Source organism: Salinispirillum sp. LH 10-3-1, assembly GCF_030643825.1.
Lineage (GTDB): Bacteria > Pseudomonadota > Gammaproteobacteria > Pseudomonadales > Natronospirillaceae > Salinispirillum.
On the sequence record NZ_CP101717.1, the window covers coordinates 3064186 to 3089855 of the forward strand.

Annotated in this window: 19 protein-coding genes; 4 read left to right on the forward strand and 15 right to left on the reverse strand. The window is 55.9% G+C overall.

Going from position 1 to position 25670, the window contains the following annotated elements; translation table 11 throughout:
- Positions 1 to 124 precede the first annotated feature (124 nt).
- Positions 125 to 1345, reverse strand: coding sequence for a chromate efflux transporter (gene chrA, locus NFC81_RS14170; RefSeq protein WP_304995124.1), 1221 nt, complete (start codon positions 1343 to 1345; stop codon positions 125 to 127).
- A gap of 73 nt (positions 1346 to 1418) precedes the next feature.
- Positions 1419 to 2705: an MFS transporter gene (locus NFC81_RS14175; protein WP_304995125.1), complete on the reverse strand. Its 1287-nt coding sequence runs from the start codon at positions 2703 to 2705 to the stop codon at positions 1419 to 1421.
- A gap of 203 nt (positions 2706 to 2908) precedes the next feature.
- Here NFC81_RS14175 and NFC81_RS14180 point away from each other — a divergent pair, with 203 nt between their 5' ends.
- Positions 2909 to 4150: an MFS transporter gene (locus NFC81_RS14180; protein ID WP_304995126.1), complete on the forward strand. Its 1242-nt coding sequence runs from the start codon at positions 2909 to 2911 to the stop codon at positions 4148 to 4150.
- Positions 4151 to 4286: 136 nt separating this feature from the next.
- On the opposite strand, the gene NFC81_RS14185 is transcribed toward NFC81_RS14180, so the two are convergent.
- Positions 4287 to 5336, reverse strand: a complete 1050-nt coding sequence (locus NFC81_RS14185; RefSeq protein WP_304995127.1) for an MBL fold metallo-hydrolase — start codon at positions 5334 to 5336, stop codon at positions 4287 to 4289.
- A 171-nt stretch (positions 5337 to 5507) separates the two neighbouring features.
- On the opposite strand from NFC81_RS14185, the gene NFC81_RS14190 reads away from it, so the two are divergent.
- From NFC81_RS14190 to NFC81_RS14200, 3 genes are read left to right on the forward strand one after another with little or no spacing between them, the layout of a single operon-like run.
- Positions 5508 to 6251 carry an ABC transporter ATP-binding protein gene (locus NFC81_RS14190; RefSeq protein ID WP_304995128.1) on the forward strand — a complete coding sequence of 248 codons (744 nt, stop codon included), beginning with the start codon at positions 5508 to 5510 and terminating at the stop codon, positions 6249 to 6251.
- Positions 6248 to 6922, forward strand: coding sequence for an energy-coupling factor transporter transmembrane protein EcfT (locus NFC81_RS14195; protein ID WP_304995129.1), 675 nt, complete (start codon positions 6248 to 6250; stop codon positions 6920 to 6922). Before NFC81_RS14190 ends, NFC81_RS14195 begins: the two co-directional genes overlap by 4 nt.
- The gene (locus NFC81_RS14200) at positions 6912 to 7472 is read left to right on the forward strand and encodes a biotin transporter BioY (protein ID WP_304995130.1); all 561 of its coding nucleotides are present in this window, start codon (positions 6912 to 6914) and stop codon (positions 7470 to 7472) included. The genes NFC81_RS14195 and NFC81_RS14200 overlap by 11 nt, the downstream gene beginning before the upstream one ends.
- 9 nt (positions 7473 to 7481) lie before the next feature.
- Here the strand turns inward: NFC81_RS14200 and NFC81_RS14205 are convergent, their stop codons facing one another.
- The 12 genes from NFC81_RS14205 to NFC81_RS14260 all read right to left on the reverse strand — a co-directional run bounded on the left by NFC81_RS14205 (position 7482) and on the right by NFC81_RS14260 (position 25666).
- Positions 7482 to 8789 carry an AarF/ABC1/UbiB kinase family protein gene (locus NFC81_RS14205; RefSeq protein ID WP_304995131.1) on the reverse strand — a complete coding sequence of 436 codons (1308 nt, stop codon included), beginning with the start codon at positions 8787 to 8789 and terminating at the stop codon, positions 7482 to 7484.
- Positions 8790 to 8874: 85 nt separating this feature from the next.
- Positions 8875 to 9753, reverse strand: coding sequence for a sulfurtransferase (locus NFC81_RS14210; protein WP_304995132.1), 879 nt, complete (start codon positions 9751 to 9753; stop codon positions 8875 to 8877).
- A complete protein-coding gene (gene modF, locus NFC81_RS14215) occupies positions 9750 to 11201 on the reverse strand; it encodes a molybdate ABC transporter ATP-binding protein ModF (protein ID WP_304995133.1) in 1452 nt (483 codons plus the stop codon). The genes NFC81_RS14210 and modF overlap by 4 nt, the downstream gene beginning before the upstream one ends.
- Positions 11202 to 11293: 92 nt before the next feature.
- Positions 11294 to 13990 carry a PAS domain S-box protein gene (locus NFC81_RS14220; protein ID WP_304995134.1) on the reverse strand — a complete coding sequence of 899 codons (2697 nt, stop codon included), beginning with the start codon at positions 13988 to 13990 and terminating at the stop codon, positions 11294 to 11296.
- A gap of 113 nt (positions 13991 to 14103) precedes the next feature.
- The gene (locus tag NFC81_RS14225) at positions 14104 to 16107 is read right to left on the reverse strand and encodes a methyl-accepting chemotaxis protein (protein ID WP_304995135.1); all 2004 of its coding nucleotides are present in this window, start codon (positions 16105 to 16107) and stop codon (positions 14104 to 14106) included.
- 109 nt (positions 16108 to 16216) lie between these two features.
- On the reverse strand, positions 16217 to 17443 hold the full coding sequence (locus NFC81_RS14230) for an ABC transporter substrate-binding protein (protein WP_304995136.1): 1227 nt from the start codon (positions 17441 to 17443) through the stop codon (positions 16217 to 16219).
- 85 nt (positions 17444 to 17528) lie between these two features.
- Complete coding sequence (locus NFC81_RS14235; protein ID WP_304995137.1) at positions 17529 to 19484, reverse strand: beta-galactosidase; 1956 nt, start codon at positions 19482 to 19484, stop codon at positions 17529 to 17531.
- Between the two features lie 8 nt (positions 19485 to 19492).
- The gene (locus NFC81_RS14240) at positions 19493 to 21622 is read right to left on the reverse strand and encodes an alpha-galactosidase (RefSeq protein ID WP_304995138.1); all 2130 of its coding nucleotides are present in this window, start codon (positions 21620 to 21622) and stop codon (positions 19493 to 19495) included.
- Between the two features lie 6 nt (positions 21623 to 21628).
- Complete coding sequence (locus NFC81_RS14245) at positions 21629 to 22480, reverse strand: carbohydrate ABC transporter permease (RefSeq protein ID WP_304995139.1); 852 nt, start codon at positions 22478 to 22480, stop codon at positions 21629 to 21631.
- A 1-nt stretch (position 22481) separates the two neighbouring features.
- Positions 22482 to 23351: a carbohydrate ABC transporter permease gene (locus tag NFC81_RS14250; protein ID WP_304995140.1), complete on the reverse strand. Its 870-nt coding sequence runs from the start codon at positions 23349 to 23351 to the stop codon at positions 22482 to 22484.
- A 48-nt stretch (positions 23352 to 23399) separates the two neighbouring features.
- Positions 23400 to 24602, reverse strand: a complete 1203-nt coding sequence (gene galK / locus NFC81_RS14255; RefSeq protein WP_304995141.1) for a galactokinase — start codon at positions 24600 to 24602, stop codon at positions 23400 to 23402.
- Positions 24599 to 25666 (reverse strand): UDP-glucose--hexose-1-phosphate uridylyltransferase, encoded by a 1068-nt coding sequence (locus tag NFC81_RS14260; protein WP_304995142.1) that lies wholly within the window; start codon positions 25664 to 25666, stop codon positions 24599 to 24601. The genes galK and NFC81_RS14260 overlap by 4 nt, the downstream gene beginning before the upstream one ends.
- Between the last annotated feature and the right edge of the window lie 4 nt (positions 25667 to 25670).

The following is a 25670-nucleotide window of genomic DNA, read 5'->3' on the forward strand; positions in this document are numbered from 1 at the left end:
ATCGAAGCAGATCAAATCTATACCCTTAAGCGCCGTCATGGGTGATTAATTAAGAGCTTCTCTAGGCCGCCATACGAACTCATCAATAAGACTTAACTTGGCCCGATAGTCATAACGGGTAGATCTACAGCAAAACCACCCCGCCCACAGCGGCTAAGATCACCACGCCCCAAGCCGGTACTTTGCCCACCGTAAGCAACACAAAGCCTGTCAGCGCTAACGCAAAAGCCATCGGGTTGGTAACGGTACTGGTCCATACAGGGGTGTAGAGCGCAGCACCGAGTATGCCAACCACGGCTGCATTGGCGCCGCGCAGTGCGGCTTGTGCCGATTGCCATTGGCGGGCTTGGTGCCAGAACGGCAACACGCCGATCAACAGCAAAAAGCCGGGAACGAACACAGCCAACAGGGCAACGGTTGCGCCGATAAGCGGGTTAAATCCGGTGGGAATTACGGTGCCCAGGTAGGCAGCGAACGTGAATAATGGGCCAGGCACCGCTTGCGCGGCACCGTAGCCAGCCAGAAAGGCGTCGGCAGACACCCAGCCGGGGGCGACGATTTCCGTTTGCAGCAACGGCAGCACGACGTGGCCGCCGCCAAACACCAGTGCACCAGCGCGATAAAAGGCGTCTGCAACGGCCAGCAATGCACTGTCGTTCACTAGCACCAGTACCGGCAACCCCACCAGCAATAAAGCAAACAGACTCAGACTGGCAATGCCGACCCACTTGGAGACGGGCTGCGCAGCGTTGTCCGCTTGCGTTACGTCGGCGCTAACTGGCTGGTCGACCGATGCGGTCAACCACAGGCCCAAGGCAGCTCCCACAACGATCGCCGCGATGGGACCCAGTGGACCGCTCATGGCGAGCATGATCCATACCGCGACCAAGGCAATACCGGCGCGCGCGCGGTCGGGGCACAGGTTACGAGCCATACCCCAAACAGCGTGCGCGACGATGGAAACGGCCACGACTTTCAAGCCCATGATAATGCCGCCGCCGATAGGCCCCGCCATCCAGGCCGCCCCCAAGGCAAAGAGCACCAAGGCCAGTGCGGAAGGTAAAGTGAAGGCCACAAACGCTGCCAGGGCACCCAAGTATCCGGCCCGCATCAAACCCAAGGCAAAGCCCACTTGGCTGCTGGCCGGGCCGGGCAGAAACTGACACAGCGTAACGAGTTCGGCGTAGCGGGTTTCGCTCAACCAACGGCGGCGTTCCACGAATTCCGTACGGAAGTAGCCCAAGTGGGCGATGGGGCCACCGAAGGACGTTAAGCCAAGCCACAAGAAAGCCAGAAAGACTTCGCGGACACTGCCAGCGGGTTGTGGGGGGTTATGGTCAGTCACGGCGCGCCTGTGATTGTTGATTCCTGTTATGGCGTCCAACATACCACAAACCAGTGTGAATTTTATGTCACACCTAAACCTTCAAAACAGGGTGCGTTTCCTCCCCCTGCCATGCCAACCAAAGTGCAGAAAACAACATCGACACCGCCACGAACCAGAAGGCGGCGGTCATGCTGTTGAACAGCACCGCGACGATGCCAATACCGGCGGCACCGATGGCGTAACCCAGGTCGCGCCAAAAGCGATAGATGCCGATGGCTGAGCCACGCCAGTTCGGCGGGGTAATGTCGGCTACAGCGGCCGACAGATTTGGGTACAGCAACGCCATGCCGAAGCCCGTTATGGCAGCAGAAAAACTCCACCACAGCATACCGTCACCCAGCACCATCAAGGCGACACCGGCACCCGTAAGCAACATGCCGGTGACGTTGGGCTTTTGTCGACCGATGCGGTCGGACAAGGGGCCGGTGATCAACTGCGAAGCACCCCAAACCACACCGTAAATACCGATTACCCAACCCACTTGCGGCAAAGTGAGCCCTTGCTGATACAGAAATACGGGGTAGATGATCCACACCAAGGCATCGACAAACTTCTCCACCAGACCGGCTTGGCTAATGGCGGCAAGGCGGCGGTCGCGCCAACTCATGATGGCGAACACTTCCCACGTGCTCGGTTGGGTGCTGACGTCTTTAGGGTAACGCGGCATTGGCCCTTGGTTTTCTCCGGCCGCGTGTTGGCGTGTCGCTTCGTGCGCCCACGGCAAGGATTCGACCACAGCAAAGGTCGCAACCAGTGCGAGCACCATGACCACCAAACCGAACACCAGCAGGCCCATGCGCGCGCCTAACAAGGTCGCTAAATAGGCGGTGGCAATGCCAGCGAGGGCAACACCGGCGTAACCGGCGAATTCATTCAATCCAATGGTCAGGCCACGCTGGTTGCCGTGGGTAATATCTAGCTTGATGGTTTGGGTCATCGACCAGGTTAAGCCCTGATTCACCCCCAGTAAGACCGTAGCGAACACCACCCAGCCCCAGCTCGGTGCCCAGAACACCAACATAGGAATCGGCAGGCCGATCATCCACCCCAACAGCAACACCGGCTTACGGCCAATGCGCTCAGACAACCGCCCGGCGATGAAGTTCATCGCGCCTTTGACCACACCGAAGGCCAGCACAAAGGTACTGAGCAGCATGAAGGAGTCGGCGGGGACGCCGTATTCCGATTCAGCCAAAGCAGGAACAACCGTGCGCAGCAGACCAATGGTTAAACCCACCAGCAGTACTTGCGCCAGTTGCAGGATGAACTGTGCTCTATTGGCGTTGATCCCAAAGGTGTGAGTAGCGGATGTGGTCATGGTGCTGATTCCGGTAATGAACATGCCAAACGTATATTAGAGTATTCTTATTTTTTATATAAGGCAAACGGGTGTAGTTTATGCCGTCAACCACCCGCCCCACCCAGAAACAATAAAACCTGTTATTCGGCTCACATAATGAGCGGAATACAGATAATATGGCCGTTAAACAACTTCACGAACCTAAGCCGAGACCTCCCCTCATGAGCTTTGCCCGCGAAAAATCCAACGTCGGCTTACTGGTCGGCAGCCAAATTTTGTTTTTGATCACCTCCATTACCGTTATGACCCTCAGCGGTGTGGTCGGTTTGCATCTGGCGCCAACCCCTGCGCTGGCGACCTTGCCCGTCACCGGCATGATGCTGGGTGCGTTGGTGTTTACTCTACCGGCTTCTCTATTGATGAAGCACATTGGGCGGCGCGTGGGTTTTCTAATCGGAGCCAGTGTTGGCGGTATTGGCGGTGGTGTGGTGAGCGTTGCGGGCGTGGTCGCCGGGTCTTTTTGGTTGTTCTTTGTCGGTAGCCTGCTGTTTGGTTTGTACCAAGGGTTTGCCACCTACTATCGCTTTGCGGCGGCCGAGGTAGCCAGTGATACTTTTAAGCCACGCGCCTTGTCGTTGGTGATGGCTGGCGGCGTATTTGCCGCCTTTTTAGGCCCTTGGAATGCCAGCCATTCGCACGGGTTGGTCAGCCACGCGATGCATGACGCAGGTGATATGGGGATGGCGCACCAACTGGCGGAAGCGACCAACGCCGGGCCCTACTTGATGTTGGCATTATTGGCCGGTTTGGCAGTGATTCTGCTGTCGTTTTTACGCGTACCGCAAGTCATCGAAGATGCTGCACACGGTGCCGCGCGATCCTTCAGCGAAATTTCCCAACAAGTCGTATTTCGCGTCGCCTTGTTGTGCAGTGTCGTCGGCTACAGCGTGATGGTACTGGTGATGACGGCAACACCGCTGGCAATGACCGCGCAAGGGTTTTCAATGAATCACATTGCAACTGTGATGCAGTGGCATGTGCTGGGGATGTTCGCGCCATCGTTTTTTACCGGCTCGCTGATCGTGCGCTTTGGCGTATACCGTATTTTGCTGACCGGCAGCCTAGCCCTGTTGTTGGCGTTCGCCACGGCGTTGACCGGCACCACGTTCGGGCACTTTTTAGTGGCCTTGATACTGCTCGGCATCGGCTGGAACTTCTTATTCATCGGTGGCAGCAATCTGCTGACCCAAGCGCATACCCCGGCCGAGCGCGGTACGGTGCAAGGCGTGAATGACTTTCTGATTTTCGCCTTAGTGGCGCTGAGTTCGTTGCTGTCCGGTGTGTTGTTCTATGCCGTTGGCTGGAGTGGCATTCAGTGGTTGATGCTGCCGTTGGCAGGTGTAACGGGCGTGCTTGTGTGGTGGTATCAGCGAGCGAGAAAAGCTGAAAGTGTGGCTGCATGATCCGATACTGGTATGATCGGGAGCTAGGATCTTGGAGGCTAGGACGTGTGCCTACAGCGCTCCACGGCAGGCCGAGAGTCGCGCTTTAAGGCACACGCCCTAGCCTCCAAGACAAGCCAATGAAATGGGGCTGCAGCTATACCGCGGCCACCTGTTCATGCCAGCGCAGCATACCACCACGCACATTGGCGACGCGGTCGTGTTTTGCTTCTTTCAAGATGCTCACGGCCATGGCCGAGCGGCGACCGGAACGACACAACGCCACGACCGGTTTGTCGCTGGGCACTTCCGCCACACGGTCACGCAACTGCCCCAAAGGAATGGTAATGGCGCCTTCTACCCGCTCGCCATCGACCAATTCATCCGGCTCGCGAACGTCTAACAAGGTCACGTCCTGACGATGACGCACCACCCACTCGGGTTCGACTTCAGGCACACCGCTGAAGGTGATGCGCAGCTCGGCCCAATCGGGTTCGGCGGGTAATTGGCCATCTTCCGGCATGCCGGAGCGCAAGTTCGCCGGTAGAGCTTCGGCAATCTTCTTCGGATGGGGCAGTTTCATCGCGTCCATATAGCCCACAAAATCGGCTTCAACTGCCCCGCCACCGGCGCGCGCATTAAAGGCTTTCTCTTCCGCCACCGTCGACACCGTGCGGCCTTGGTAATCGTGCGCGGGGTAGATTTTGCAGTCGTCCGGCAGGCTAAAAATTTGTTCGGTAATGGACTTAAACAGCGTGGCGGCATTGCCTTGCTGGAAGTCGCTTCTGCCACAGCCTCGAATCAATACGGCATCGCCCGTGAACACCATGCTGTGATCAGTCAGCACGTAACTTAAGCACCCAGCGGTATGTCCCGGGGTCGCCCGCACTTCCAAAACCACACCGGACACGTCCACTCGGTCACCGTGGTGTAAGGGAATATCGACCTGCGCGGCATTGTTCACCGCAGCGTTGGCGATCTGCGCGCCGGTTTTCTGCTTCAATAGCCAAGCAGCTGTTACGTGGTCGGCGTGCACATGAGTATCGAGAATCAACTTGAGGGACAGGCCCAGCTCGTCCAACAAGGAGAGATCACGCTGTGCTTGCTCAAAGACGGGGTCGATGATGATGGCTTCGTGACTCTGTTCGTCGGCGAGTAAATAGGTGTACGTTGACGAGGTTGCATCATAGAGCTGACGAAAGATCATATTAAGATCCTCTTTACATTATTAAGATATTTCTAATATAACAGCTTTTCTTCTATTTGCAAGTAACCAACCTGCACACTCAATGCGCTCATCTGTGTTTACAACTGGCCTGACGCCGCGCACGCAACTGGCTATAATTCTCGCCCTTCTTAATAATGAGACACCGACCCGATGCCAACCGACACCGTTTTGACGTCACCCAACACGACACCCAATGTGTCTACAGGTGTATCTCTGTCTGGCGTGTCCTTAAAGCGCGAAGGCAAAACCGTGTTAAAGGATATTACGCTGGCGCTTGCGGAGCCACGTATTGGTCTGGTGGGGCATAACGGTTCGGGCAAGAGTTCGTTGGTTCGTCTGCTGAACGGCCTCCTGCAAACAGATGCGGGCAGCATAGAGGTACATGGCGTGAGCCCCAAGCAGGGACCAGAAAAGATGTCCGCCCATGTCGGTTTTATTTTTCAGAACCCCGACCATCAGTTAATTTTCCCAACGGTGTTGGAAGAGCTGGCGTTTGGACTGCGTAATCAAGGGCATTCGCGCCAAGAGGCAGAGCTGCTGAGCTTCGATTTTCTGGATCGCTACGATCGCGCCGAATGGGCAGAACGCCCGGTTCATTCTCTGTCGGACGGGCAAAAGCAGTTGGTATGCATTTTTGCTGTACTGCTCCTACAGCCCAAGCTGCTGATTCTCGACGAACCCTTTTCGGCGCTCGACTTGCCCACGCGCTACCAACTGCTCGATTTGCTGGCGAGCCTGCCGCAACAAGTCATCATGATCAGCCATGAGCTGGAAACCTTTTCTGACTTCGACCGGATTTTGTGGCTAGACCATGGCAGCGTGCGCATGGACGATACGCCACCAACGGTGCTGGCCGCCTATCAAGCCCACGCCCGGGCAGCCAGCAACCGATGATCAGCCTCTATTTGGCCCAACGCAGTTGGCTGCATCAGGTACCCGCCGGTATTAAGTTGCTGGCGCTGGCCGTGGTCAGCGTGGCGCTGTTTCCGGTCACGGAATTGTGGCTGATGGGATTCGCCTTGGTAGTGACGTTCGCACTGTATGCCAGTACTGGCCGCGAGGCCCTTAAGCAACTGCGTTTATTGAAGCCGCTGTTGCCTTTGTTCGTGCTGATCTTTCTGTTGCAGTGGTGGTCCATTGGGTGGGTCGGCGGCTTACTCTTGGTACTGCGCATGGGGACGCTGATACTGCTGGCTAACCTGGTCACCCTGACCACGCGCATGGACGACATGATGGCCGCATTGCGCCCACTGTTTTGGCCGCTGCAATTGTTAGGTGTGCAACCGGCGCGCATTGCCTTTGCCGTGGCGCTGCTGATTCGTTTTGTGCCGGTTTTGATGGCGGTGGTGCATAGCCTGCTCGACGCGTGGCGCGCTCGAGGTGGTGGCAAGCACGTATGGAAACTCGCAGTACCACTGACCATTCAAGCCATTCGGATGTCTGATCATGTGGCGGAAGCCATTGCGGCGCGTGGCGGTATCAGTCCCGCGCCACCGAACCCAACACAAGCCAGAAAAACCTCAACCGTATTAACCACCTCCACAGGAGACACACATGAAAGATAAGATTTTGGTGCAGATTGCACTGTACGCTGCACTGATCGCGGCTCTTGGTTTTATTCCCCCCGTGCCCTTTGTTACCGGCATTCCCATCACCGCGCAAACACTAGGCGTGATGCTGGCCGGTGTGATGCTCGGCCCTTGGCGCGGTGCAGCGGCCATGCTGCTGTTCATCTTTGTGGTCGCGCTGGGTGCGCCGCTGTTGTCTGGTGGCCGTGGTGGTTTGGGCGTGTTTGTCAGCCCCACTGCTGGCTTCGCCATTGGTTTTCCGTTCGCGGCATTTGCCACCGGCTACATGGCATTGTGGTTACGTCGTTTGCCGACTTTCCCGGCAGCGTTAATCGCCTCATTATTCGGCGGTATCGTCGTCCTTTACGTATTCGGTATTGTAGGCTTTAAGCTGGTGTCAGGACGCGAATGGTGGGATGCCACCACGGTGATGGCGGTGTTTATCCCTGGTGACTTAGTGAAAGCAGTGATTACCGGCTTGGTGGCGCAAGCCGTGGTGCGTGGTTTACCGGGTGCTGTTGCGACCCGGCCGGTAGACGCCGCCTAATTTTTGGCTCTAGTCTACCGGTAAGCAGGCTCGCACATTCACGCGGGCCTGCAGCCGCTGCGCCAACAAGAACAACCCCGCAATTTTCCGATGCAAGAACAACGACGCCACTGGCGGCGAATGCCAGTACTCCTGCTCAAAACTCAAGTCCATGCCGAGGGTGCGGATACGCTGCGCCAAATCGGAACGCCCGAAATCGTATTCGCCGTCGTGACGTAACGGCTCGCACGCTAACTGAAACAACCGAAGCACCGCTGTCTGCTGCGCTGGAGCAATGTCTTGCGCGAAATAACCCAGTTGTCGAGCAGCACTGGCCATCTGTTCCGTATCGTTGTGCATGCCACTGTGCAACAGGTGATGATAAGCCTCACGCGCTTCCGGCGCGTATTCACGTGTCGCACCGAAGTCCAGCAACCCTACCTGCCCGCGCTCCGGCAAATAAAGAAAGTTGGCGAAATTAGGGTCCGTTTGCACCTCGCCAAATTCAAACAGTTCGCGAAATAAGAGTGTAAACAAGCGTTGTACGACGCTATTGCGCTCCGACTGCGGTTGCGCCGTGATGCTTTCTAGCGGCGCACCGCGCAAGAAAGACATCGCCAAAATCGTATCACTGCTGAGATCTTCCTGAACCACCGACACTACCAACCCCGGATCATCTGCCAATCGGGCCGCGCAGCGTTGTTGCGCCGCCGCTTCACGACGATAGTCCGCTTCGGCGTGCAGTTGCAGCTTAGCCTCGGTCAACAGCGGTGCCAATTCGATGCTGTCTGGCAGCAAGCGCGTGACGCGCAACAAGGTGGCCAGATTGTCCACATCACTGTCGATACTTTGTTTTACGCCGGGGTATTGCACCTTAATGGCTAACGGGGTGCCATCGAGACGTTCCGCGTAATGCACCTGCCCAATAGACGCCGCGGCCATGGGTCGTTGGTCAAAACGCCGAAAATGCGCCTGCCAGTCCGCGCCCCACGCATTTACCAAGATAGGAGACAGCTGATGCAGTGGCATGGCATCGGCCTGCGACCGCAGCCGACCGAGCAGTTCCGCTAATTCGGGAGGGAGTAGATTGCCAGCGTCCATCGATAACAACTGGCCCACTTTCATCGCCGCGCCACGTAAGCGTGCCATGTCGTCAGCAATGCGCGTAAGGTTGCGCGGGGTCAGCATCATATCGCGTAGGGCAGGCCGCTTACCGCTGGCCAGCGTGCGTGCACCTTCGGCGACCAAACCTCCGGCCAAACCGGTCGCTAAACGACCAAACTGACCAATACGGCCAAGCCGACTGGTACGCAATGGGCTGGATTTTCCGTTGCTCATTTAATCTTCCTGGTTCCGACGAACGTTAATGTCCTTGTGCATACGTAACCCGGCACGAAATAGCCTACTTGCGCACTGGCTGCGTCTACGAACCCGTAGCGATGGGCCGTGCGTCGTCGTTGATCCACTCGCTCCACGAGCCTGCATACAACAGGGGTTGCGGCAAGTCAGCAAGCTGCATGGCAAGAATATTATGGCAGGCCGTAACCCCGGAACCGCAATAGCACACGGTGGTCGGCGCTTCGGTGTAGCACGTTGGGCTGGAAGCACTGGCGGGTGCCGCCAAGCCCAATTCAGCAAAGCGCGCACGCAATTCAGACGCTGAACGGAAGCGCCCATCGGCTTGCAGGTTTTGTGCAAAGTCTGCACAGACCGCACCGGGGATATGCCCTGCTTTATGATCCAAGGGTTCGGTTTCACCGCTGAAGCGTGGCAGTGCACGCGCATCGAACAATTGATACTGCGCGGCGTCTTGCACAAGCTCGTCGGCCGTGACCAACCAGTCGCTCGGGCAACTGACCATCAGCTCACTGGGCTGGCGTACATTCACCTGTTCATTCAATGGTAAATCTGCGGCTTGCCAGGCAGCCAGCCCACCGTCCAGCACCTGCACGCGGCTGAGTCCGGCCCAGCGCAGCATCCACCACGCTCTGGCGGCAAACATGCTGTTCGCTCCGTCATAAACCACAATATGGGTGTCGGGCGTGATACCCCAACGACGCAACGTTTGTTGCCACGCCTCTTGACTGGGCAAAGGGTGGCGACCGGTCACGCCCTGCAGCACGGGTGCGGAAAGGTCTTGATCCAAGTCGGCGTAGGCCGCACCGGGAATGTGGCCCGCACTCCATTGGTTTACACCCAATGTGGGGTCGGTGAGATCAAACCGGCAATCCAACACCAACAGGTCTTGGGTGGTATCGTTCATCCGTTCCGCCAGCGCCAGCGGATTCAGTAACCAGGTCATCGCACAACCTCTTGCTCAATATGGTAGAGGGCCGTTTGGGTGTGATCAGGCGCAAAACGCAGATGCCGCCGGATCAGCGCGGGACTTTCATCGGCCCGATGACTGACAAACAGCAGGGTTGTCGGGCCATCTGCCAGTATACGCTCCACAGCCGCCAGCACCAGAAAGCGGTTCATGTCGTCCAGCCCTTGTGTCGGTTCGTCGAGGATCAACAGAGGAGGCTGTTTGATCAGCGCGCGGGCAATCAGCACCAGACGTTGTTCGCCCGTCGATAAATCGCGGAAGGCGTCCTTGGCGCGCGCTTCCAGCCCGAGCAAGGCTAACCATTGGTGCGCCAGCTCGGCTTCATGCTGACCGGTAGCGCTGTACACGCCGATAGAATCCGTGAGTCCGGACACCACTGCCGTGATGACGTTACCCGGCACCCGATAATCGCGGTGCAGGTGCCCTGACACATAACCCAGGTGTTTTTTGATGTCCCAGATGGTTTCGCCCTGACCACGCCGATAGCCAAACACCGTCAGGTCGTTGGCGTAACACTGTGGGTGGTCACCCGTTACCAAGCTGAGTAAGGTCGATTTGCCGCAGCCGTTGGGACCACTGACCTGCGTGTGTTCGCCCGGCAGGAGTTGCCAGTTCACGCCGTGAAACTGTACTTGGTCACCATAGGCTACCCGGCCGTTATGCAAGGCCACCAGTGGCTCGTCAGCTGGCCAGTGCGCAAGCTGGAACTCGGACTGCCGGGCGGGTAATTGCAAGGTATCGGTCTGAGTAAAGCGCAACGCCGCTTGAAAATCGGGGTGCGCTTGTAACTCGGCGGCTGGGCCCTGCAAGGTAAGGCGGCCGTGATCGAGCCACGCCAAGTGCGTGGTCCATTCAGGGATGTCCTGCTTCTGGTTCACCAACAGCATTATCCACTGCCCGGCATCGACCAGCTCTTTAAACGCAGCGCTGAGTTGCCGCGTGGACTCCACATCCAGACCTTCGTACGGTTCATCCAGAATGAGCAAGTCAGGGGCATCCAGCACGGCGCGTGCTAGCATCACTTTCCGCCCCTCGCCACTGCTGAGCAGCCGATAACCGCGCGCCAAAAGTGGCGCCATCGACAATTGTTGAACTAAGGCATCGTGTGTGTCCGACCATGGCGTGCGAACTTCCAAAAGCAAATCACGAACGCTGGTGCCGGGGTCGAGTTGGTCACTGAAGTCAGTGTCGTCGTTATACAGTTCGCGTTCGTACAAACTTTGCTGATGCTCCAAGGAGAGCCAGTGTACACGTGCCGGTAAGTGGTCGATGCGACCGCGTTCGGGCAACAGTTCTCCACACATCAGCCGGGCCAACACGCCTTTGCCGCTGCCATTTCCACCTAACAATGTCCACGTATCAGAGGGTGCAACGGTCCACTGGTCAATGGTGGTAATACCTGAGGTGACTCCCATGAAATGCATAAAATGATTCAACTTTTTTATGGTGAGTGAAAGACATTGTCGACGCGAAAATGGTCACGTCAAATAGAGCGCCCAGAGTTATTGACGCTGTTTTAGTGCGCTCTCTCCGCCAACGGTAGCTCAACATAGAAGCAGCTGCCTTTACCGGGCGTGGTCTCATAGCCAATGCGTCCGTGCATCAATTCAACCAATCGTTTACTGATCGCCAACCCTAAACCAGTCCCACCTCGTCGACGAGTATCTGAAGCATCCGCTTGCGAGAATTGGCCGAATATTTTGTCTTGAAACTCCACAGGAATACCGGCGCCATAATCTTTTACATTGATGCGTAGATATTTTTCCAACGGCACCACACTGATTTCGACTGAGGAGTTGTCTGCGGTGAACTTAGCCGCATTGGATAGCAGGTTATTCATTACCTGCATAAAGCGGTGTTCATCAGCGACTACCCACATGGATTCATCGCACTCAAAAATCTGCAACAGAACACCATATTGCTCAGCATAGGGTTGATTTTCACGCACTGCCCGCTGTAGCAGGGCCTTAGCATCCAATGGTTTCAGGTTCAGCGCCATCTTGCCAGCGATCAGCTTGTCCATATCCAGCAGATCATTGATCAACAACGTCAGTCGCTGGCTGCTATCATGCGCTATGGTCACCATTTCCAGTGCTTGTGGTGGTAGCGTACCCAATACACCGGCACGAACCAAGCCGAGTGACCCCGATATAGCGGTCAACGGCGTGCGCAGTTCATGGCTTACGGTAGACACGAACTCCTGTTTCAGTCGGTCAATGCGCTTACGCTCACGGATGTCCTCGATGATAGACCAAATAAGCCTTCGGCCAGAGCGGTCTTCAATAAGCACTCCGCTCAGACGAACGGGAAAGCGATCTCCGTTCCTGTCTATGTATTCTTTTTCTATGGGCCCATAGCGACCAGTGGTAAGCAATGATTCGGTCGCTGCTTCCTCATGTGGTAGATACTCTTCCGGCGTTACTTGCCAATAGTTGAGCTGTAAAAAGTCCTCACGGGAGTAGCCGACCGACGCTAGTAGAGCATCGTTAACGTCCAAAAAGGCCCCACTCTCATAGTCGTTCAAGGCAATGCCGACCGGTGACATCTCAAACAAGGCGCGCAAGCGGGATTCACTGTCTTGCAAAGCAACCTCTGCTGCTTTGCGCCCAGTGATATCTACCGTGATACCCAATAATTGACTTACTTCACCCCGTTCATTTTTGAGTGGGATTTTAGAGACTAATTGCCACATGGGTTGGCCGTCTGGGCCAATACTTTCGTGCTCTGAGGCTAGAATGGATTCGCCTGTTTCAAACACGCGGCGGTCCTCTTCACCGGATACGCTGGCTAAATTAGGGGGTAGAAATTGCTCATCGTGCAAGCCAAAGTCTTCGGTATCGGGGTCTAACCCCATGAACAGACGTTCGGCGCGATTCGCCATCACCTTTTTACCGGCGCGATCTTTGATGTATACATTGATGGGAATGTTATCAACAATGACGCGCAGCAGATCTTTCTGCTGCTGCAATGCCTGTTGGGCACTAACCTCTTTCGTCACGTCGGAATGTGTGCCAAACATCATCAATGGTTTGCCATCGTCGGTCCAGGTCATCACGCGACCACGATCATGCACCCATACCCAGTGACCATGCTTATGTTTCATTCGGCATCGAATGTCATAAAACGGTATCTCTCCCGAGAAATGCTGTTGTAGTTGCTGTCCAGAAGCCTCTAAATCACCTGGATGCGCCAACGACATCCAAGTGTCGATGTTTACTGGCTCTAACTCCTGCAGGGTATATCCGATAATTTGCGCCCAACGTTCGTTAAAAGTGGTTTCTCCGGTCCGAACATTCCATTCCCAAGTACCGATGTGAGTACCATCCAGAATCGCCTGAAGGCGCTCTTCATTCTTGGTAAAACGATCCTGTGCCTCATGTCTTTTTTGACTGCTGTTTAACAGAAAAAAGAGAACAAACGATAGTCCCACCGTAAGAAACCAACCAATCAAGCGATATGTATTGTCAAGCCACCCTGAGGTTGCTACTCGGGATACTGTTAATACCCACTCCACACCTTGCAATTGCAGCGTAACGGAGCCGTCCAGCTGACCTCCCGACTTGCTCGAACGCCAAAAGGGACGATCCAGATTAGCTAGCGCTCCAGTACTGAGTGACAAGCTCAAATCACTTTCTTCACTGTATTCTTCCAGAACCGCGAACAATAGGTCAGCGTCAATTACCGTGCTGACCAACCCCCAGTAGTCATCACCAATAAATACCGGTATCCGATAGATTAGACCTTCACCACCCTGCACAAGAGTTAATGGCCCTTGAAGCAGGGGTTGTCTTGAAGCCATCAACGCCTGCACTACAGGCCATTGCTCTGGAATGTCGGGGTAGTGCAGACCGAGCACCGGGAGATTCTCTTCCAAGGGATAGACAAGGGCTATGCGGTTGTCGGGTGCAAGTGCGATGTTACGCAGGTACTTCGACTCCCCAAAAAGGGTACTCAACCAGCTTTGCATTTCGTCATAGTCGACTGCACCACGCCGATTGACCACATACGAACTTATGCCAAAACCAATATAGATAGACGGGTATAACTCTCGCTCGAGTACGGCACGCGCATCGCTCGCCCGAGAGATTAACTCACTTTGCTTTTGATTCTTGGCAACCGCTGATCTTGAACCATTGACCAACTCCACCAAGAGAATACCGAAAGCAGCAAAAACTAAGGGAGCCCACACCACCGTGCGCAGAGATAAGAACATAGATTGCAGTCGCCACAGAACAATGGAATTACATTAGTCTTTTATAGTCTAAAAGCGCTCTTACCGTCTATTGCTGCGTTGGTTTTTTCTACTGTAGTCGACCACAAACTATCTCAAATCTCGATATGTGCGACACTGTCACTGAGCCTTGCAGCTGCGTCGTTCAAGTCGGACACCGCAGCATCCTGTTGCACCACCCGTTCGCCCACAGCCTCAGCCGAGCCTGCGATATCCACGACCAATTGATTCACACCCAGCGCAACCGAGCGTTGTTCGTCGGCACCCTCGGCTATCTGGGTGGCGGCACTCAGCACGCCAGACAGTTGGCTCGACATCTCCTGCAACGAGGCCGAGGTATTCTTCGCTTCCTGCACCACCGCCTCAGCGTTCTGGCCATTTTCTTGGATGTCTGCCACGACTCGCTGGGTGCGCTGCTGCAAGCGTTGCACTATCCCTTCAATCTGCACCGTCGTGTCGCCCGTGCGGACAGAAAGCTGGCGCACTTCGTCCGCCACCACGGCGAATCCGCGTCCATGCTCGCCAGCACGCGCCGCTTCTATCGCCGCGTTCAACGCCAGCAGGTTGGTTTGCTCTGAAATAGATTGAATCTGGCTGACGGCAGAACCGATTTCGTGCGCTTCCTCCGCTAGCTCACTCACCGAGTGGCTCGACTCGACCAAGCTACTGTGCAAATGATTAATAGCGACAATGGCGCGCGTCATACTGTCGACGTTGCCGGATGCCGCCTGTGCGGTATGTTCGACTTTGTTACGCGAAACCTGTGCTTGCTCGGCCATCACTTCATTCACTTGCGCCATTTCTTCCACCGACGTCGCCGCCGACTGCGTCAGTGCTTGTTGGTGCTGCAAGACGCTGCGCGTCTCGTGGCCAGCCTGTAAGAGCTTGTTCATTGACGCCTGCATGTCGTCACTGCATTGTCGAATGCGTTCCACCGTAGCGCGAAAGCTCTGACTCAACGCAGCAATACCCTGCGCGAGCTGGCCAAATTCATCGCGCCGCGTCGCAGCCGTATCGACGCTCCTAAAATCACCAGCCTGCAGCTCGGCCATTCGGCTCAGCAGTGCCTTCAATGGACGCTGAATCGACCAGGCCACACTGACGCTGATGGCCGCCGCCACCAACAAGGCGACAAGCGCGAGTAGAACGGCGATTGTCTGACTGCGTGTTTGCCGCTGTACGGCTTCCCCACGCGCCAACTCAGCGCTTTCAGAAAGCTGAGTCAGTGCTTGTTGGTACAATGCCAGCGCCTGATCGACCGCCTGCTCCATCGCCATGAGATGTTGGCGACGTGTTTCATCATTTTCAATCTGCATGCGCTGCACGGCATATACCCCGGAAGTCGGCGCCAACGCTTGCTCGACAGCCAGAATGAAGTACCGAATGCGATCGTCGAATGAGGGTACGTCGAGCGCCAGTTGTTCCAGCCCCAATATGAGCTGCTGCGCCAATCCTTCTTGGCGCGGCTGCACAATGCTCAAATCACCCAGGTCTCGAAGTTGCGAGACTGTATTCAGATTGGCACCGAACTCGATTCCGAGAATGCGCAGAAAATCCGCATTGCTCGCGCTGTCGGTGCGCCCAATTAGCGTCGCTTCATAGGCGGCATCGCCCATATCCGCCGAGAAAAATTCCCACTCATCGTTGAAGTCGCGCAGCGTTTGAGCAAGCTCCGCTTCGCGTTGCAAGTAGGCACGCCACAATGGCAACAGTTCAGTGGCTTCTAAGGCGGCACGATCCACCGCCTCCGTTGCCTCGCCATAAAATGCCACAGGCAGCAAATCGGCAATGGCGGAGTCCGTCAACGCAGCGTTAGCCTGGCGCCACGTCGTCTCCGTCCGGGCAAAACGTTCCGCCAAACGATCCAGCGTATCCGGTTGGCGGCTGGCTAAGAACTGCGTAGCAAAGCGATTCAGTTGCAGCACGTGGCTGGACTGCTGAGTCAACGAATCCGTCACTGGCGCAATTCGTTCGTTTAAATAAGCGAAGGCTTCTTTGCTTTCTGAATTACTTTGCCAACCATAGAATGCATTCACTAGCCCCATGACCGCCATAAAAGCAAAGCCAAGCACTACGCGCTGCACGACAGACAATGCCATAGCGATTGCCTCCGTAAAGAGAGAAATAGAAAGATAAGGGGAGTTAAAAGCAGGGAGGTCGTGGTGACCTCCCTAAAGTAAGCAACCTTGGTCGCTAAAAACCTAACGCTTAGTCGCGATAGATACGCGCGCGCGTGCGCTCTAAGCGCGTCAGGATGGCTTCAAGACGATCCGGGTTGACCATGAATTCCTGAAAGCCTTGCATACCCACGGACGCCATTTCTGGCAGGGTATCGCGGTCATAGAACTGCGCTGTACCATCGGCGGCAGCCAACATGCGCGCGCCAGCTTGCAAGAACACGTCGTCGTTGGTCGCGGCACCGGAGTGCGGAGGCAACTGGTTCAACTGCTGGTTCAAGAACGCTTGGTTGTCTTCTCGCGCTACGAATTCCAAGAACAGACGTGCTTCTGCTTGGTTTTTAGCACCTGTTGGCATGTGGATGGTGTCTAGCGGTGCATCCTCGTACATACCAATCTCAGGCTTGATCTGTGGGAACTGGAAGAAGCCAAAGTTCACGTCATCCGGAAAGTTCGGCGTCAGGAAGTTCCCCATCAGGTACATTGCCGCCTGACCGTTGAACAAGAACGGCTGTGCTTCCTGCCAAGAATAGGCAGCATGGTTTTCAATGAAGTAACCATTGTTGACCAGCTCACCCCAATATTTGAACGTTTCACGTACACCGTCGTCGGTGTAGGCAATTTTGCCGTCCATCAAGTCGATGTGGTAATCCAACCCATTGACGCGCATGTTCAGGTAGTCGAACCAACCGGCAGCCGTCCACAAGAAGCGCGTACCAATGGTAATGGGTGCAACGCCGTTTTCCTTCAACGTGGCGTTGAGCGCCATGAACTCGTCCCAAGTGGACGGTTCACTTAAACCATAGCGGTCAAACACGTCTTTGTTGTAGTAGATGCCCCACTGGTAGTACGAAAAGGGCACACCGTATTGCTTGCCGTCCACCGACATAGCCGGCACCACCGAAGCAAAGTTTTCGTACATGTTGTTGGCTTCCCAGATGTCGGACACATCGGCGAACAAGCCACGATCAACGAAGAACTTCATTCGCTCACCGGCGTACCAAAACGCGATGTCTGGTGGTGAGCTGGCTAACCAACCACGGATGGCGGTTTTGTAGCCTTCTTTTTCGAATTCATTCCAACGTACATCAATATCAGGGTTTTCCGCTTGGAAACGACTCAGTAGTTCCGCGAACGCCGCCTTAGGCGCCGGGTCTACTTGGTCTGAGTTGACGATTAATGTCCGTGCCATTCCGCCCGTTGCAAGCAACGCGGACATAGCGCCGGCGAGGGCGATAGTCTTTATTGTTTTTTTCATGTCACTGCCTTTCGGTTGTTGTGTTGTTGTGTTTTCTTGCGTTTGCGAACCTCAGTTCGGTTGTACGCCACCCAGCGTGACTGCTTTACACGCTTGACGGCACCCGCCATACAGACAACTCTGCAGGCGGTATTTCTTCTTTACCCAATAAACATTGACCCGACGGTGCGAAACGCACGGTGTCTTGGCTATAGTTGAAGGCGAACAGCCAGTCGCCCAAACGGCGCACACGTAAACCAGCCGGTAACGGCTGTACGGCAACACCGGCGTTGGTTAAAAATCCCTTCATCTGTTGCTTTAAGGTGTCGGTGTCCACACAGGCCGCAAGGTAACGAGCCTGGCCATGCTCAAACAAAGCGCCGTCACCGTTCTCAAACCGCAACAGCGGCTGCAATGTCGTTTCAACGCGCTCGCGCCAACGAACCACTGTGCCTGAAACTTTGTCACCCGCGAGCAAGGGTTCTCTGATCTGGTCCGGTAAGGATTCGACCTGAATCACACGCAACGGCAGCAGTTGCTGCAGTGGGCCGGGAGCCAATTCGGCAGGCGTGCACAGGCTGATCGTTTTGGAGCCGGAACGGGGGCCGATGAATACTGGCGTTTTTGTCTGCGCCAGTTCCGCCACCAGGGTGTCTGGCACGTGCGCTTGCGCTGCCATCACCACGGCTCGGTAGCCATTGATGGAATCTTGCGGAGCCACGATGTCGACCGATACACCCAGCTCACGCAACGCGGTGTAGTATTCCAACACGGTGTCGAAGTAGCTGAAGTTGCGACCTTGCGGCTGCGCTTCAAATACCCACTGCGCGTGGTAGTCGAACACCAGTGCTACGTCAGCCTGAGTGGTTTCTGGCAGACCTTCGGCCTTCAGGCGGGCGATCTCTTCGGCCACCTGGCGGACTTCAGCCTGCACGGGAGCCGGAGTGGCATCGGGCAGATCCAGCCCGGCGTGCATTTGTTCTTGCGCAAATGGAGCCTGACGCCAACGGAAATAATTCATGGCCTCGGCGCCATGAGCAAAGCCTTCCCATGTCCACAAGCGCACCATGCCGGGCTTGGGGACCGGGTTGTGTCCGGCCCAATTCACCGGGCCGGGCTGTTGCTCCTGCACCCACATGCGGCCATTGCCCACACGACGGTAGAGATCGTGGTGGAAACCCGCAAAATCGGGATGCCCCGTGCGCAGGTAATAGGCTTTGGTTTCGAGGCTGTAGCGGCTTTGGTCCAGAAAACCCAGCGGGTAGCTGTCCCATGTGGCGATATCAAGGTCACTACCCACCGGGTAATGATCGAATTCGGTAAAGCACCCCATGTAGTTGTGGTGAATATCACGACCGGGTGAATAACGCCGAATAATGTCGACGTGAATGCGATTGTATTCCACCACCATATCGGAGCTGAAACGCCGGAAATCCAAGCGGTGGCTCGGGTTGGTTTCTGTCACGGCCTGCATCGGCGGATCTATTTCAGCGAAGCTACGGTACTCCATGCTCCAAAACACATTACCCCAAGCGGTGTTCAGTGCGTCGACGGTGCCATAGCGTTTTTCCAACCACGATTGAAAACGTTTTCTTGCGCAGGCAGAAAAAGACAAAATGGTGTTGTGACACCCGTACTCGTTGTCTGTTTGCCATACTGCAATCGCCGGATGCTGCCCATAGCGCTCCAGCATGGCGGTGACGATACGTTGCGTTTCTGCGCGATAGGTCGTTGAGGAAAAACAGTAATGGCGGCGCGAGCCGAAACGACGCGGTTGGTTGTTTTCGTCCACCGCTAAGATATCCGGGTGCTGGTCGATCAGCCACTTCGGCGGGGTGGCGGTGGGCGTACCCATCACCACGCGCAAGCCCTGTGCATGCAATACATCCAGAGCTCGATCCAACCATTCCCAGGTGAAAACACCGGGTTCGGGCTCGATACGACTCCACGCAAATTCGCCCACACGCACATAGGTCAGACCCAGCTCAGCCATGCGGCGAGCGTCATCTTCCCATTGGGTTTCGGGCCAGTGTTCGGGGTAGTAGCAAGTACCAAGCAACATAATTTTTATTATTCCTCTGTCGCAGACAACTCAATCAAACAGGCGCTGGCAGGGTCGAGTACAGGTAACGCCAGACCGTGTCGTGCCAGTTGTCGTCCAGTTAATACAATAGTCTCTTCACACCAGCTTGGCAACGTTTTCATACGATGATTTGTAACCGTTGGTGAAAAAGGCACGGTGATACGGTAAGCCACGTTCGGCGGCAACCCGGTAACCTTCAAAGGCACCGGCACAGCGCGTTGAGGCATGCCCTGTTGCGCCACCACAATACTCACCTTTTGCTGATCCGCAGAGACCATGCCGGTCGCACGCAATTCAGGGTCAGGATAATCCCAAACCTGCAATTGTCCGGCGTGCCACCATGGCCGCTGTTGCTGGTGCCACGCAATGAGTGCCGCCATTTCGGTACGCTCTTGCTCTGACAGCAAGCGTACGTCGGCTTCGACGCCAAAATGCCCAAACATGGCTGTTAAGGCACGGTACAGCAACGTCGTATCACGCGATGTAGTGTGACTGTGGGCGGGGCCGATATGCGCGCCCATGACTTCCGGCGGCAGGAACAAGCCAAAACCCCATTGAATCATCTGACGCTCTACCGGATCGTTGCAGTCGCTGGCCCAAAAGCGCTGGGTATGTTGCAGGATGGCGAAGTCGATACGCCCGCCACCACTGGCACAGCTCTCAATTTCTACCTGCGGGTGTGCCGCGCGTACGCGTGCTAACAGCCCGTACACACCCAGTACCTGCCGGTGATAGACGGCCGCGCCGTCTGCATCGCCGGCTTGCACCAGCTCGCGGTTCATGTCCCATTTGATGTAGCGCACTGGAACATCTCGCAGTACGGCATCGATGTGGCTAAACAAATAGTCCTGTACTTCAGGCCGAGTCAGGTCGAGCACCATTTGGTAGCGTCCCAGCGCTTGATCACGATTCGGCAGTTGCAACGCCCATTCCGGGTGAGCGCGGTAAAGGTCGCTGTCCGGGTTGACCATTTCCGGTTCGAACCAAATACCGAATTCCATCCCCGCTGCGACCACATGTTGGGCTAATGGACCAAGGCCTTCTGGGTACATACTCTGATCGACCGTCCAGTCACCGAGCCCGGCGCGGTCGTTGCGGCGCCCTTTGAACCAGCCGTCATCAAGAATAAAGCGCTCCACTCCCATTTTTTGGGCGGCGTCAGCCAGGTCTTGGAGATCCGCCGTATCGTGGTTGAAGTACACCGCCTCCCAAGTATTCAAATGCACGGGGCGTGGCTTGCTCGGATCAGGGAAGTGCACAATGTGCGCCCGAACGTGACCATGAAAAGCCCGCCGTATGCCATTCAAGCCCGTATCCGAAAACGCCACATAGAGTACCGCGCTTTCGTGGGTATCTCCGGGTGCCAACATACACTCGTGAGGCATAAAGCCGATGCCCGCTTGGTAACGTGTCGGCTGGAAGGTATCAACAATCAGGTGCTGTTGATGGTTACCACTCCACGCTAAGTGCATCGCCATTACGTCACCCTGACTTTCGCTGAAGCCTGGCGTTCCCAAGAGGAGGCCAGGAAAATGATCATGTGACGTACGGCCTTTGCGGTTCTCCCAACTGTAGTTATTGAACTGCACGCGCTGCCGTTGGGGGCGAAATTCCTGACACCACCGACCGGTAAAGTGCAGCATTTCCTGCAATTCTGCAGCGACGGGAATGGCGGCCTCTAGCGCTCGCACTTCCAGCGGCACTGCTCCCAGATTAGTCAGCCAATGTTGCAGTGTTAGGACCGGCCGTTGGGGGTCCAGGGTAAACACCGTGATCACTTCCAGCGCGGGTTGCTCGGCCCGCTGTACGATACGACACTGTGTGGAGCTGATTGACTCCACCCTGACCAAGCGCAAATGCGGCAACCAATGGTGGCCGTCGCTGACGCTGAGCGCCGGGCGAGACAACACCCCTTCACTGCCGGTCGGTAACAAAGGCGTATTGATGCGTGGGTCTAAAAAAGCCTGAGGCACCGCGCTGCGCAAGGCCGCTTCCGTCGCGGCAAGGTCGTTATCAACCTCCAGTGCAGGCCCCAGAAAACCCCAGGACAACCCCGTTTGCTCATCACCGGTTAAGACGGCGCTGATGAAACCATTGTTTAAATGAACACTTGGCATGTGCCGTTACCCCTTCGTCGCGCCCAAGGTCAAACCGGCGATAAAGTGCTTCTGCATAATGAAGAACAAGGCCACCGGCGGCAGAGCAGCGACGATGCTGCCCGCCGATATTAACTGCCATGAGGCTAACCACTGACCGCGTAAGGCACTGATACCCGCAGTCACCGGGCGCACCTCATCGCTTTGCATCAACACCAAGGCCCAGAAATAGTCATTCCACACGAAAGTGAAAATCAACACCACCAGGGCCGCCAGCGCTGGGCGCACCAAGGGCAATACAATGGTGAAGAAAATGCGGAACTCACTGGCCCCTTCCAAACGTGCTGACTCGATCAATTCTTCTGGAATATCGATCATAAAATTGCGCATAAACAACGTGCAAAAGCCGGTTTGGAAAGCGATGTGAAAGATCACCAAGCCCTGAATGCTATCGTACAGCCCTAAGTTCAGCGTCAGGTCACGCACGGGAATCATCAGGATCTGAAAGGGCACAAAGTTCCCGCCAATAAACAGCGCCAACAACAGAATGTTGCCGCGAAAGCGATACTTGGCCAGTGCATAGCCTGCCAGCGTCGACAGCGCCACGGCACCAAAGGCAGCAGGCAGGGTAATCAACAGCGAGTTCACAATGTAGCGTGACATATTGGTGCGCCGGAACACCTCGGTGTAATTTTCCACCAGCATGATTTCACTGGGCAGGCCCCAGTAGTTGCCGGCATTGATGTCAGCGATGGACCGTATCGACGTTAAAAAGACGGCCAACAGCGGCAGCAGCCACATGATCAGTGCAATAACCAATGCCGTCTTGTACGTCAACTGGGTGATGGGCGATGTCTGGCGAATATCTGTAGGAAACATGTTATTTCTCCGTCCGCAGCATACGCCACAGGAAGAAGCTGATGTAAATCAGCATGATCAAAAATAATACGGTTGCGATGGCGGCACCGTAGCCAACACGGTAGTTACCAATGGCTTGCTCATACATGTAGTACGCCAACACATTGGAGCTGCCATAAGGGCCACCGGCGGTCATGGTGGCGACCAGATCAAAACTTCTCAACGCGCCGATCACCGTCACAACCACGGCAATAAAGGTTGCAGGACGCAGCTGTGGCAAGACGATGTACCACAGCATTCGCCAGCCCTTGGCGCCGTCCATACGCGCCGCCTCCAACTGCTCAGGGTTGAGGTTGTTTAAGCCGGTTAGGTACAAAATCATGCAGTACGCAATCTGCGGCCAAAGGCCAGCGGCGATGATGCCGTAGGTGACGTATTGGTCGTTCGCCAAAATGGCCACCTTATTGAACCCGAACGCCTCCAGTGCCACGTTCAGTAACCCGAAGCTGGGGTCGTAGAACCATGTAAACACCAAGCCGACCACCACTTGCGAAATGACGAACGGAAAGAAAAACAGCGATTTGACCAAGCGAATACCAAACACCTGCTGGTTTAAAAACAACGCAATGGCGAGGCCAAACACCGGCGCGAGCATAAACAGCACCAGCCAGATCACGTTGTTTTTCAGCGATGTCCAGAAGCGGTCGTCGTAAATTAATTCGCGGTAGTTCTCCAGCCCAATCCATACCTTCGGGCTCAAACCGTCCCAGTCGTAAAAACTCAGCCAGATACTCTGCAGTACCGGCGAGATGACGTAGACCAGAAAGAGAATCAACGCAGGGGCCAGAAAAAGTGCGGGTACCCACAGTGATTGTTGTCGATGTGCGGACATAGTTAGTCCCTCGCTATTATTGTTTTAACGCCGGTTGTTCCGCCGCCGCTACTTCGCTTGCTTGCGTTCTAATTCGGTTGTACTGACGACCACCGGGTCTAAACTGAACGCCCCAGCACTGGCCACCGCCGGAATCAGGGTCGGTGTGTTACCGGTGCGGGTTTGATAGTCACGCTCAACGGCCGCGGCCAATTCGGACAAGCAGGCACGCTGACCCAAGGCAACCACACAACCGCCAAAGCCACCACCGGTCATGCGCACGCCCGCTCGACCGGCTGCGGCTGATTGCATCAAGCTCACCAACTGATCGATGGCGGGCGTGGTAATAGCAAAGTCGTCACGCATGGAATCGTGCGACTCGGCCATGACTTGCACCAACGTCGGTAAATCACCGGTCTTCAGCGCGTCGGCAGCGGTCAGCGTACGGGCATTTTCCGTCAACACATGCCGAGCACGGCGGAATTCGTTGGCGGGCAGGTGTGCTTCAGCGGCTAGCAACTGAGCCAAAGAAACGTCGCGCAGACTGGGCTGGCCGAAATAAGCGGCGACCGATTCGCATTCTTGGCGGCGCTGGTTGTAAGCACTTTCGACCAAGCCACGGCGCACCCCACTGTGCACAATCAGCAAACCCCAATCGGCCGGCATGGCCACTGGCGTTGCACTCAAGTCGGCGCAGTCGATCAAGAGCGCACTGTTGTGCTGGCCGAGAGCAGAGACCATCTGGTCCATGATGCCACACGAGATACCGACGAATTCGTTTTCTGCCGCCTGCCCGACTTTTGCCGCCTCTTGTGGCGTGATTTGTTCGCCGCTGATGGCAAGCAACGCTCGAATCAAGGCGATTTCAAAACTGGCTGAGCTGCTGAGCCCAGCACCGGAGGGTACATTGCCGGTCACGAGCAATTGCGCGCCGGCCAGTTGAAACCCGCGCTGACGCAGTTGTGCAACGACACCGCGCACGTAGTCTGACCATGGGGCTTCCTTGTCGCGTTCCGGGGTGTCATCCAGTGCAACGCAGACACGTTGATGACCAAAATCGTGCGCCACGACCTCAAGGGCGCGACCAGACAGCGTTCGTGCGGCGATCCAGGTGCCATAATCAATGGCCGCGGGCAGAACAAAGCCGAGATTGTAGTCGGTATGCTCACCGATCACATTCACCCGGCCTGGCGCATGTACGATAACCTCTGCCACTACACCGAAAGCCTGCTGGAACCGCTCAGCGACGGTTTGGTTACTCAGTAATGTCATGCTCGGGCACTCGCTACTTCTGTCTGGGTAAAATGCACGGTGGGCTGTGCCCGCAGCCGCTCCGCAGCTTGTTCCGGCGTAATGTCGCGCTGCGTTTCGGCCATCATTTCATATCCGACCATAAACTTGCGTACCGTAGCGCTGCGCAACAGCGGTGGAAAGAAATGCGCGTGCAATTGCCAATGCGCATTGTCTGCACCATTGAACGGCGCGCCGTGCCAGCCCATGGAGTAAGGAAACGAGCACTGAAAGAGGTTGTCGTAACGTGCCGTCAGACGACGCAGGATATCGCTCAGACTGACCTGTTCTGCGTCGGTCAGTTCCGTCATACGTGTCCGGTGTGCGCGCGGTATAACCAGTGTCTCAAAAGGCCAAGCAGCCCAGTACGGCACCACCACCACCCAATGATCGTTGGCGTCAACCAAGCGCTCTTCGCGCTGCAGTTCTTTTTCGGCGTAGTCTTGCAGCAAGGGCTTACCATGCGTTTGAGCGTACGCCCGCTGCCGCTCATCTTCTTGCGCCGCCAATGTCGGCAAGCCCGCTTGTGCCCAAACCTGACCATGAGGGTGCGGGTTAGAGCAACCCATGGCCTGACCCTTGTTCTCAAAGACCTGAACCCACTGATAGGTTTCACCCAATTCAGCGGTCTGCGCCATCCACAGTTGCACCACCGCCAGCATCTCCTCGTCACTTAACAAGGGCAGGGTTTTGCTGTGGTCTGGGGAGAAACAAATTACCCGACTGGTGCCAGACTCTGCTTGCAGCTGAAACAATGGGTCGTTTGACATGGGCGCCGCAGGCACGTCTTCCTGCAAGGCGGGAAAGTCATTGGTGAACACGAAGGTGGTGGTGTAATTCGGGTTTTGCTGCCCGCCGGAGCGCGTATTACCCGGACACAGGTAGCACTCGGGGTCGTGTTCGGGGCGCACTTCCCACGCATTATCTTCTTGCTGACCTTGCCATGGCCGCTTGGTGCGATGTGGCGATACCAGCACCCAGTCACCGGTCAGTGCATTGTGACGACGGTGGGCGTGTTCGGTGGGTTGAAACTCCTGTTCGGACATACTG

What these genes read in the sequence shown, in the direction of transcription:
- NFC81_RS14175 (WP_304995125.1), bottom strand. Translation starts at nt 2,705, where the DNA reads ATGACCACATCCGCTACTCACACCTTTGGGATCAACGCCAATAGAGCA.
- NFC81_RS14180 (WP_304995126.1), top strand. Translation starts at nt 2,909, where the DNA reads ATGAGCTTTGCCCGCGAAAAATCCAACGTCGGCTTACTGGTCGGCAGC.
- NFC81_RS14185 (WP_304995127.1), bottom strand. Translation starts at nt 5,336, where the DNA reads ATGATCTTTCGTCAGCTCTATGATGCAACCTCGTCAACGTACACCTAT.
- NFC81_RS14190 (WP_304995128.1), top strand. Translation starts at nt 5,508, where the DNA reads ATGCCAACCGACACCGTTTTGACGTCACCCAACACGACACCCAATGTG.
- NFC81_RS14195 (WP_304995129.1), top strand. Translation starts at nt 6,248, where the DNA reads ATGATCAGCCTCTATTTGGCCCAACGCAGTTGGCTGCATCAGGTACCC.
- NFC81_RS14200 (WP_304995130.1), top strand. Translation starts at nt 6,912, where the DNA reads ATGAAAGATAAGATTTTGGTGCAGATTGCACTGTACGCTGCACTGATC.
- NFC81_RS14205 (WP_304995131.1), bottom strand. Translation starts at nt 8,789, where the DNA reads ATGAGCAACGGAAAATCCAGCCCATTGCGTACCAGTCGGCTTGGCCGT.
- NFC81_RS14210 (WP_304995132.1), bottom strand. Translation starts at nt 9,753, where the DNA reads ATGACCTGGTTACTGAATCCGCTGGCGCTGGCGGAACGGATGAACGAT.
- modF (WP_304995133.1), bottom strand. Translation starts at nt 11,201, where the DNA reads ATGCATTTCATGGGAGTCACCTCAGGTATTACCACCATTGACCAGTGG.
- NFC81_RS14220 (WP_304995134.1), bottom strand. Translation starts at nt 13,990, where the DNA reads ATGTTCTTATCTCTGCGCACGGTGGTGTGGGCTCCCTTAGTTTTTGCT.
- NFC81_RS14225 (WP_304995135.1), bottom strand. Translation starts at nt 16,107, where the DNA reads ATGGCATTGTCTGTCGTGCAGCGCGTAGTGCTTGGCTTTGCTTTTATG.
- NFC81_RS14230 (WP_304995136.1), bottom strand. Translation starts at nt 17,443, where the DNA reads ATGAAAAAAACAATAAAGACTATCGCCCTCGCCGGCGCTATGTCCGCG.
- NFC81_RS14235 (WP_304995137.1), bottom strand. Translation starts at nt 19,484, where the DNA reads ATGTTGCTTGGTACTTGCTACTACCCCGAACACTGGCCCGAAACCCAA.
- NFC81_RS14240 (WP_304995138.1), bottom strand. Translation starts at nt 21,622, where the DNA reads ATGCCAAGTGTTCATTTAAACAATGGTTTCATCAGCGCCGTCTTAACC.
- NFC81_RS14245 (WP_304995139.1), bottom strand. Translation starts at nt 22,480, where the DNA reads ATGTTTCCTACAGATATTCGCCAGACATCGCCCATCACCCAGTTGACG.
- NFC81_RS14250 (WP_304995140.1), bottom strand. Translation starts at nt 23,351, where the DNA reads ATGTCCGCACATCGACAACAATCACTGTGGGTACCCGCACTTTTTCTG.
- galK (WP_304995141.1), bottom strand. Translation starts at nt 24,602, where the DNA reads ATGACATTACTGAGTAACCAAACCGTCGCTGAGCGGTTCCAGCAGGCT.
- NFC81_RS14260 (WP_304995142.1), bottom strand. Translation starts at nt 25,666, where the DNA reads ATGTCCGAACAGGAGTTTCAACCCACCGAACACGCCCACCGTCGTCAC.